The sequence below is a fragment of the Aquariibacter albus genome (assembly GCF_014145335.1).
In the GTDB taxonomy this organism is placed as follows: Bacteria; Pseudomonadota; Gammaproteobacteria; order Burkholderiales; family Burkholderiaceae_C; genus Aquariibacter; species Aquariibacter albus.
Window position 1 is genome coordinate 227,692 of record NZ_JACIVI010000002.1, and the last position, 8,951, is coordinate 236,642.

At 75.1% G+C, this 8,951-nt stretch carries 9 protein-coding genes and 1 riboswitch; of the genes, 3 read left to right on the forward strand and 6 right to left on the reverse strand.

What is annotated here, in order from left to right; genetic code table 11:
- Positions 1-10 precede the first annotated feature (10 nt).
- The 3 genes from H4F90_RS08525 to H4F90_RS08535 all read left to right on the forward strand — a co-directional run bounded on the left by H4F90_RS08525 (position 11) and on the right by H4F90_RS08535 (position 1,859).
- The gene (locus H4F90_RS08525) at positions 11-841 is read left to right on the forward strand and encodes a type 2 periplasmic-binding domain-containing protein (RefSeq protein ID WP_182663522.1); all 831 of its coding nucleotides are present in this window, start codon (positions 11-13) and stop codon (positions 839-841) included.
- On the forward strand, positions 838-1,275 hold the full coding sequence (locus H4F90_RS08530) for a c-type cytochrome (RefSeq protein WP_182663524.1): 438 nt from the start codon (positions 838-840) through the stop codon (positions 1,273-1,275). The genes H4F90_RS08525 and H4F90_RS08530 overlap by 4 nt, the downstream gene beginning before the upstream one ends.
- A gap of 68 nt (positions 1,276-1,343) precedes the next feature.
- Positions 1,344-1,859 carry a GlcG/HbpS family heme-binding protein gene (locus tag H4F90_RS08535; RefSeq protein WP_182663527.1) on the forward strand — a complete coding sequence of 172 codons (516 nt, stop codon included), beginning with the start codon at positions 1,344-1,346 and terminating at the stop codon, positions 1,857-1,859.
- A gap of 93 nt (positions 1,860-1,952) precedes the next feature.
- On the opposite strand, the gene H4F90_RS15750 is transcribed toward H4F90_RS08535, so the two are convergent.
- The 6 genes from H4F90_RS15750 to lipA form a co-directional block, all read right to left on the reverse strand.
- Positions 1,953-3,608 (reverse strand): bifunctional hydroxymethylpyrimidine kinase/phosphomethylpyrimidine kinase, encoded by a 1,656-nt coding sequence (locus H4F90_RS15750; RefSeq protein ID WP_182663529.1) that lies wholly within the window; start codon positions 3,606-3,608, stop codon positions 1,953-1,955.
- Complete coding sequence (locus H4F90_RS08545) at positions 3,605-4,432, reverse strand: thiazole synthase (RefSeq protein WP_182663531.1); 828 nt, start codon at positions 4,430-4,432, stop codon at positions 3,605-3,607. The genes H4F90_RS15750 and H4F90_RS08545 overlap by 4 nt, the downstream gene beginning before the upstream one ends.
- 37 nt (positions 4,433-4,469) lie before the next feature.
- Positions 4,470-4,691 carry a sulfur carrier protein ThiS gene (gene thiS / locus H4F90_RS08550; RefSeq protein ID WP_182663533.1) on the reverse strand — a complete coding sequence of 74 codons (222 nt, stop codon included), beginning with the start codon at positions 4,689-4,691 and terminating at the stop codon, positions 4,470-4,472.
- A complete protein-coding gene (locus H4F90_RS08555; RefSeq protein WP_182663535.1) occupies positions 4,688-5,785 on the reverse strand; it encodes an FAD-dependent oxidoreductase in 1,098 nt (365 codons plus the stop codon). Before H4F90_RS08555 ends, thiS begins: the two co-directional genes overlap by 4 nt.
- A 3-nt stretch (positions 5,786-5,788) precedes the next feature.
- Positions 5,789-7,675, reverse strand: a complete 1,887-nt coding sequence (gene thiC, locus H4F90_RS08560; RefSeq protein ID WP_182663537.1) for a phosphomethylpyrimidine synthase ThiC — start codon at positions 7,673-7,675, stop codon at positions 5,789-5,791.
- 77 nt (positions 7,676-7,752) lie between these two features.
- A riboswitch (TPP riboswitch) is annotated at positions 7,753-7,858 on the reverse strand.
- 152 nt (positions 7,859-8,010) lie between these two features.
- Positions 8,011-8,951, reverse strand: a 941-nt coding sequence (gene lipA / locus H4F90_RS08565; RefSeq protein WP_182663539.1) for a lipoyl synthase, incomplete at its 5' end; no start/stop codon positions are given.

Genomic DNA, 8,951 nt, shown 5'->3' on the forward strand with positions numbered 1-8,951 from the left:
GACCGTGGCGATGCGCCTTGCCCTGCGCGCCGGCCGCGTCGCCGCCGCGGTCGCCCTGGCGGCCGCGCTGGGGGGCGCGGCCGCCGAGCCGGCGCCGGCGCTGCGGGCCTGCCTCGACGCCGACGATCCGCCCTTCAGCCAGGCCGACACGCCGGCCGCGGCGGCCCATGGCCTGCACCTGGACCTGGCCCGGGCCCTGGCGGCCCGGCTCGGCCGGCCGCTGCAGCCGGTCTGGGTCGAGGTGCCGAACCGCGGCGGGCTGAGCAAGGCCTTGCGGACCCAGCTGCTGGCCGGCCGCTGCGAGCTCTGGTTCGGCCTGCCGCTGGAGCCGGCCCTGCGCGCCGAGCTGGCCGGCCTCGGCCTGCAGCTGAGCCCGGCCTACCTGGGCCTGGGCTACCACTGGCTGGCCGGACCCGGGCAGCCGGCCCCGACGGCCGAGCAGGTGGCCCGGGCCCGCCGCATCGGCGTGGTCTCGGCCACGCCGGCCGACCTCCATCTGCATCGCCGGCAGCTGCCCCGGCTGCCGCACGGCGACGCCGATGCGCTGCTGGCCGGCCTGCACGCCGGCACGCTGGACCTGGCGCTGATCTGGTCGCCGGCGCTCAGCCGCCCGGCGGCCCGGGGGCTGGCGTCGAGCCGGGTTGATCTCGGCGACGACGCGTCGCTGCGGGTCGGCCTCGGTCTCGCCCTGCGCGCGCAGGACCGCGCCCTGGCCGAGGCCCTGGCGCCAGCCCTCGACGCACTGCGTGCCGACGGCACCCTCGAGGCCCTGCGCCGCGCGCACCGGCTGCCCGACACGCCCCTTCCCCCTTCCGTCCCTGAACCGACGCCCGACCGATGACTGCCCTGCCTTCCCTGATCGGCCCGCTGCTGCTGGCCCTGCCGCTGGCCGCCGCGGCCTTCGGCCCCGCGCCCGAGGGGGCGCCCGCCCCGACGGCCGCGCCGCCGGCCGCCGCCCCGCCGCTCAGCCCCGAGCGCGAGCGCCTGGGCGAGGAGCTCTTCGGTCGCAACTGCCAGCTCTGCCACAACTCGCGCGGCAAGGGCGGCAAGGGCCCGCAGCTGGTCCGGGGCGCCTGGGGGCCCGGCGGCGCGAACGGCGACGAGGTCATGGTCGAGATCATCCGCAAGGGCCGGCCCGGCACGCAGATGGGCGGCTTCGGCGGCGCCCTGAGCGACGAGGAGATCCGCACCGTGGTCGCCTTCCTGCGTGCCGAGTCGCGCCGCGTGCAGGCTGCCGAGCGCAAGGCGGCCGATGCCGATTTCGTGCCCTGGTGAGCGGCCTGCCCCGTCCCCTGCGTCGCGCCGTCCCGATGCCTTCGACCCCTTCCCTGGAGTGCCTTGCCATGCCCCCGATCCGTCCCCTCCTGCGTGCGCTGGCCCTTGCGCTGCCCCTGGGCACCGAAGCCGCCGCCCCGCCGCCGGCCGCCCTGCCGCGCCAGCCCGTGCTGAACCTGGAGGTCGCCCGCACCATGGTGCAGGCCTGCGTGCGCCTGGCCGAGCAGCAGGGCTGGCGGATGAATGTGGCGGTGGCCGATGCCGGTGCAGGCCTGCTGAGCTTCGAGCGCATGGATCGCGCCTTCCTGGGCAGCGTCGAGGTGGCGCTGGACAAGGCCCGCTTCTCGGCCCGCTTCCCCTTCAGCACCCGCTTCGCGGGCGAGCTGGCCCATGGCGCCGGGGGCCAGGCGCCCAAGGTGCCGGGCCTGCAGGACATTCCGGGGGCCATCACCTTCGCGGGCGGCCTGCCGGTGACGGTCGAGGGCGTGCAGGTGGGGGGGATCGGCGTCAGCGGCGGCACGCCTGACGAGGACGAGCGCTGCGCGCAGGCCGGCCTCGACGCGGTCCAGGCCCGCTTGCGCTGAGCCGGCCACGCCAGCCCGCGCCGCAGCGCGCCGGGCCGGCACGGCGCAGGGCTCGGTGCATGCGCCGGGCTCCGGAGGCGCTCGGCCCTGGCCTCAGGCGCCGGGGGGCGCGTCGGCCCGCAGCGCGGCGACGGTGGCCGCCGGATCCTCGGCCAGCATCCGCACCAGGCAGATGCCGTCGACCCCGGTGGCTGCGGCGGCCCGGGCCTGGGCCAGGTCCAGGATGCCGCCGATGGCCAGCACCGGCCGCCCGGCCATGCGCTGCCACCACTGCAGATTGCCCAGGCCCTGCGGCCGCCAGGGCATGGCCTTGGTCTGCGTGGCCCAGACCGGGCCGCAGGCCACATGGTCGGGACCCAGCGCCCGGGCGCGGGCCAGCTCCCACAGGCTGTGGCTGCTGAGGCCGAGCCGGCCGCCGCCCGCCATCCAGTCGCGCAGCGCGGCGCGGCCCGCCTCGCCCAGGGCCAGCACGTCCTCCTGGCCCAGGTGCAGGCCGGGTGCGCCGAGTCGTCGCGCCAGCGCCAGGTGGTCGTTCACCACCAGGTGGGCGCCGGCCGCCCGGCAGGTCGCCAGGGCCTCGCGCAGCCCGGCCTCCAGCCGGTCGACCCAGTCGGCCTCGGCCTCGGCCGGGGCCTTGATCCGCAGCTGCACGGTGCGCAGGCCGGCCTCCAGCAGCGGCCCCACGCGCTCCGGCCGGTCGACCACCGCATAGAGCCCGATCGGGGCCCGGGCCGCCGGCCGGTCGGCCAGGCCGGGGAAGTGCGGCGCCTCGCCCCAGCTCAGCGCCGGCAGCAGGCTGGGATCGGCCGCGAAGCCCGGGCCGGCCTGCACCTGGCCGGCGCCGCGGCCGGCGCGGTGGCCGTTCCGCAGGGCCTGGGCCGTGGCCATCTTGGCCAGCACGCCGGCATCGGCCGGCACGAAGCCCAGGGCCAGGGCGGCGGCCGCGCTGGCGGCCAAGCAGCAGCCGCTGCCGTGGCTGCCGTCCACCGCCTGGCGGGGCGCGGCCAGCCAGCCGCAGGCCTCGGCGCTGTCCAGCCAGTCCAGGGCCAGGCCGGCGGCCTCCTCGGGCGCGTCGCCGCCGGTCAGCAGCACGGCCGTGGTGCCCAGGGCGTGCAGGGCGCGGGCCTGGGCCGGCACGCCGGTCGCATCGGCCTCGGCCTGGCCGAGCAGGGCGGCGGCCTCGCGGCGGTTGGGGGTGATCAGGGTCGCGCGCGGCAGCAGCTCGGCCCGGACGGCGGCCAGGGTGTCGGCGTCGGCGAAGCGGGCGCCGGTGGTCGCGGCCAGCACCGGGTCGACGACCACCGGCAGGGCCGGATGGCGTTCGCGCAGGCGGTCGATCCAGCGCGCGACGGCCCGCACCTGCGCCACGCCGCCGAGCAGGCCCAGCTTGAGCGCGGCGGGCGGCATGTCGGTCTCCAGCGCGGCGAGCTGGGCATCGATCCAGGCCGGGTCCAGGGCATGAATGTGAGTGACCGCTTCTGAGCTTTGCGCCGTCAGCGCGAGGGGCAACAGGCAGGCGTGCAGGCCGGGGAAGGCCTCGACGGCGCGCTGGTCGGCCGCCAGCCCGGCGCCGCCGCTGGGGTCGACGCCGCCCAGGCACCAGACGGCGCGCGGCGCGGCCGTGTCCGGCAGCTCGTCCGCGCAGCCCCAGGGGGGGCGCAGGCTGGGGCGGGGGAAGCGTCCGGCGGCCTGCTCGCGGCGCAGCTGGGCCAGGTGGGCGCGCGGCAGCGGGGGGGCGGGCGTGCTCATCCGAGCAGCAGGGCTTCGCTGCCGACCGGGGTGCTCGGTACGGCATGGTCCTGCGGCGCCATCACGCCGGCCCGGTAGGCGGCGCGGCCGGCGGCCACGGCATCGCGGAAGGCGCCGGCCATCCGCACCGGGTCGCGTGCCTGCGCGACGGCCGAGTTCAGCAGCACCGCGTCGTAGCCCATCTCCAGTGCCTGCGCGGCATGCGAGGGCGCGCCCAGGCCGGCATCGACGATCAGCGTCGCATCCGGCAGGCGCTCGCGCAGCGTGCGCAGGGCCCGCGGGTTCAGCAGGCCCTGGCCGGAGCCGATCGGCGCGCCCCAGGGCATCAGCACCGCGCAGCCGGCGTCCAGCAGGCGGCGGCCGAGCACCAGGTCGTCGGTGCAGTAGGGCCAGACGACGAAGCCTTCGCGCACCAGCTCGGTGGCGGCGGCCAGCAGCTCGAAGGGGTCGGGCTGCAGCAGCTGCTCGTCGCCGACCACCTCCAGCTTCAGCCAGGGCGTGTCGTAGAGCTCGCGCGCCAGCCGGGCCAGCTGCACCGCCTCGCGCGCGCTGCGGCAGCCGGCGGTGTTGGGCAGCAGGCGGGCGCCACGCTGCTGCACGGCCTCGCGCACGGTGGCGACGAAGCCGTTGTCGCCGGCGCCGCCGGCCAGCGCGCGCTTGAGGCCGACGGTGATCACTTGGCTGCCGCTGGCCGCCAGGGCCTGGCCCAGCAGCTGCGGCGAGGGGTAGCCGGCGCTGCCCAGCAGAAAGCGGCTGTGCAGCCGGGTGCCGGCGACGGACCAGCTGTCCGCGTCGTCGGTGGGGGCGGGGGCAAGGGAGGGCATCGGGAAGCTTCCTGGGACGGGCGGGAGGGGGGGCGGCTCAGCCGCCGACGATGGCCTGGAAGCGCAGCACGACATCACCTGGCTGCAGCAGCAGGCCGGCACGGGCGGTGCGCGGCACGAAGCGGCCGTTGACGGCCGTGGCGATGGCGGTGGCCGGCGGGCCCTCGGCCTCCAGCAGCGCGGCCAGGGTGGTGCCGGGCACCAGCGGGCGGGGTTCGCCGTCGAGCAGGACGAGGGCGGCTTCGGGCAGGGGGCTCATGCCATCTCCTCGGGTTCCGGCATGCCGGCCCAGGCGGCCAGGGCATCGTCGACCAGGGCCGGTGCCATCAGCCAGCCGTGGCGGAAGAGGCCGTTGATCCGCACGCGGCCGGGCTCGGCCTCGATCCGCGGGCGATGGTCCGGCAGGGCCGGGCGCAGGTTGCGGTCCAGCCGCAGGATGCGGGCTTCGGCCAGGCCCGGCATCACGCTGTGCGCGGCGCTCATCAGCTCGACCGCGCTCTTCAGCGAGACGGGGCTGCGGTCCTCGCTCTCGATCTCGGTCGCACCCAGCAGCAGGCCGTCCGGCCCGCGCGGCACCAGGTAGACGCGGTGGCGCGGATGCAGCAGCCGCAGCGGCCGCTGCAGGCCGTGGCCCGGGGCCTGCAGCCAGACGGTCTCGCCGCGCACGCCGCGCAGGCGGCCGGGCCAGTCGGCCACTGCGCGGCCCTCGGCCGGCGGGCGTGCGCCCAGGCCGCGCACGTCGAAGACGGTCGCATAGCGTCGGGGGCCGTCGTCGAAGTGCAGGCAGCCCGGCTCGACCTGCCGCACCGGCCGGCCCCAGTGCCAGGCCACGCCGGGCGCCCGGGCCTGCAGCGCGGCCAGGGTGGCGAGCGGGTCGATCAGGCCCTCCTCCGGCAGCAGCCAGGCGGCGGCCACCGGGGCCAGGCTGGGTTCCAGCGCGGCCAGTTCGGCGGCCGTCAGGCGCTGCGGCCGCGGGCTGCCGGCGGGGGCCTCCGGCGGATCGATGCGCGCCAGCGCGCGCTGCGCGCTGCCGAGGTCGCCGCGATGCGCGAGCAGCAGGCTGCCCTGCTGGCTGAAGCGCGGGCGGGGCGCGCCGAGCTGCTCGACCAGCGCCCGCCAGCGCGGCAGTGCACGCCAGCCGAGCGCGACCACCTCGGGCGGCGCATGCTCGCGCTCGGCCAGTGGGCAGAGCATGCCGGCTGCGCTGAAGGCGGCGGCGCCCTGGCCGTCGAAGGCCGGCGCGGGGCCGGGGGCCGGATCGAAGACCTCGACCCGGTGCCCGGCCCGCGCCAGCGTCCAGGCCAGCAGGCGGCCGAGCAGGCCGGCGCCGGCAATGCCGATGTCGGCGGCCATGGCTCAGGCCGCCGGCTGGATCGGGATGTAGAGCTCGCCGCCGGCGGCCTTGAACTCCGCCGACTTGGCGGCCAGGCCTTCGCGCAGCACCTCGCCCTCGCCCAGGCCCTGCTGCGCGGCGTAGTCGCGCACCTCCTGGGTGATCTTCATCGAGCAGAACTTCGGCCCGCACATCGAGCAGAAGTGCGCCACCTTGCTGCTGTCCTTGGGCAGGGTCTCGTCGTGGAAGTCGCGTGCGGTGTCCGGATCCAGGCCGAGGTTGAACTGGTCGCTCCAGCGGAACTCGAAGCGCGCCTTGCTGAGCGCCTCGTCGCGTGCCCGCACGCCCGGATGGCCCTTGGCCACATTGGCCGCATGGGCGGCGATCTTGTAGGCGATCAGGCCCTGCTTCACATCCTCCCGGTCCGGCAGGCCGAGGTGTTCCTTGGGCGTCACGTAGCAGAGCATGGCCGTGCCCATCCAGCCGATCATGGCCGCGCCGATCGCGCTGGCGATGTGGTCGTAGCCCGGCGCGATGTCGATGGTCAGCGGGCCCAGCGTGTAGAAGGGCGCCTCGTGGCAGTGCTTGAGCTGCTCGTCCATATTGGCCTGGATCATGTGCATCGGCACATGGCCCGGGCCCTCGATCATGGTCTGCACCTCGTGCTTCCAGGCTCGCTGCGTGAGCTCGCCCAGGGTGCGCAGCTCGGCGAACTGGGCCTCGTCGTTCGCGTCGGCGCCGCTGCCGGGCCGCAGGCCGTCGCCGAGGCTGAAGCTCACGTCATAGGCCTTCATGATCTCGCAGATCTCGTCGAAGTGCGTGTACAGGAAGCTCTCCCGGTGGTGGGTGATGCACCACTTGGCCATGATCGAGCCGCCGCGCGAGACGATGCCGGTGCGCCGCCCGGCCGTGAGGTGGATGAAGGGCAGGCGCAGGCCGGCGTGGATGGTGAAGTAGTCCACCCCTTGCTCGGCCTGCTCGATCAGGGTGTCGCGGTAGATGGCCCAGCTGAGGTCCTCGGCCACGCCCCCCACCTTCTCCAGCGCCTGGTAGATCGGCACGGTGCCGATGGGCACCGGGCTGTTGCGCACGATCCAGTCGCGCGTGGTGTGGATGTTCTTCCCGGTGGACAGGTCCATCACGTTGTCGGCGCCCCAGCGGATCGCCCACACGAGCTTCTCCACCTCCTCCTCGATGCTTGAGGTGACGGCCGAATTGCCGATGTTCGCGTTGACCTTGACCAGGAAGTTGCGGCCGATGGCCATCGGCTCCACTTCGGGATGGTTGATGTTGGCCGGGATGATGGCCCGGCCGCGGGCCACTTCGTCGCGCACGAACTCGGGGGTGATCGGGCCTTGCGGCAGCGCGGCGCCCATGGCGTTGCCCCGCAGGCGCTGTTCGCGCTCGGGCTGCGCCAGGTACTCGGCCATCCACTCGCGGCGGCCGTTCTCGCGCAGGGCGACGTACTCCATCTCCGGCGTCACGATGCCGCGGCGCGCGTAGTGCATCTGGCTCACGTTGCCGCCGGCCCGGGCGCGGCGCGGCAGGCGCTGCAGCGCGGCGGCCTCGGCCCGCAGGCGGGCAATGCGCTCCGAGGCCTGAAGGTCGCTCCTGTCGCCGTCGTCGAGCGGCAGGCGGTCGCGGCCGGCATAGACCTCGGTGTCGCCACGTTCGAGGATCCAGGGCGTGCGCACGGTCGGCAGGCCGCGGCGCACGTCGATGGGGGCCTCGGGGTCGGTGTAGGGGCCGGAGGTGTCGTAGAGCGCGATGCGCTCGCCGTTCGTCAGCAGCACCTCGCGCTGCGGCACGCGCAGGTCGGGCCGGGAGCCTTCGAGGTGGATCTTGCGCGAGGCGGGAAAGGGTTCGCGCGTCAGCGTGAGCAGCTGGGCCAGCTTGTCGGGGGCGTTCATCGGAGCTCCTTGAAAGACATCGAAGGTGCTCCGTGCGCCACGCCGGACACGGTCGCGCCCATCCATGGGCGCACCTGCCTGGGCAGTGCAGCTCTTCTTACGCCGGTACGAGCCGGATCAAGTTCGCGGGTTCGGTTCCAACCGTCTCAGCCTGCGTCGACGCAGGCACCCCGGAGCGGGGCCGATTCTGCGGGCCCTCAGAGCCCGCGTCAACCGCCGCGTGTTTCGAGGCGCTTCACCAGGCTCATGGTCTGAGCCTGGTGAAGCGCGGATCAGGTCAGCTCCCGATCGTGGGGCGCCGCCTCCCGGCGTCGCCCCGCCGGGCTCGTTCCCGCTCAGCCGCGCAGCACCTCGCCGACCCCGGCGGCATGGGCCTGCTGGTCGGCGTGGTAGCTGCTGCGCACCATGGCGCCGACGGCGGCGTGGGAAAAGCCCATGGCGTAGGCCGCGTCCTCGAAGCGCTTGAAGGTGTCCGGGTGCACGTAGCGCTTGACCGGCAGGTGGTGGCCGCTGGGGGCCAGGTACTGGCCCAGGGTCAGCATGTCCACATCGTGCGCGCGCAGGTCGCGCATGACCTCCAGGATCTCCTCGTCCGTCTCGCCCAGCCCGACCATGATCCCGCTCTTGGTCGGCACCTTGGGGTGCAGGGCCTTGAACTTCTTGAGCAGGTTCAGGCTGAAGGCGTAGTCGCTGCCCGGACGCACCTCCTTGTACAGGCGCGGCACCGTCTCCAGGTTGTGGTTCATCACGTCCGGCGGGGCCTGGGTGAGGATGCCCAGGGCGCGGTCGTCGCGGCCGCGGAAGTCCGGGGTGAGGATCTCGATGGTGGTGGCCGGGGAGAGGGCGCGGGTCTGGCGGATGCAGTCGACGAAGTGGGCGGCGCCGCCGTCGCGCAGGTCATCGCGGTCGACGCTGGTGATGACGACGTACTTGAGCTTCAGCGCGGCGATGGTCTTGGCGAGGTTGGCGGGCTCGTCGGCATCGAGCGGATCGGGGCGGCCGTGGCCGACGTCGCAGAAGGGGCAGCGCCGGGTGCACTTGTCGCCCATGATCATGAAGGTGGCCGTGCCCTTGCCGAAGCACTCGCCGATGTTGGGGCAGGAGGCTTCCTCGCAGACGGTGTGGAGCTTGTGCTCGCGCAGGATCTGCTTGATCTCGTAGAAGCGGGTGCTGGGCGAGCCGGCCTTGACGCGGATCCAGTCGGGCTTCTTGAGCACCTCGGCCGGGACGACCTTGATGGGGATGCGGGCGGTCTTGGCCTGGGACTTCTGCTTGG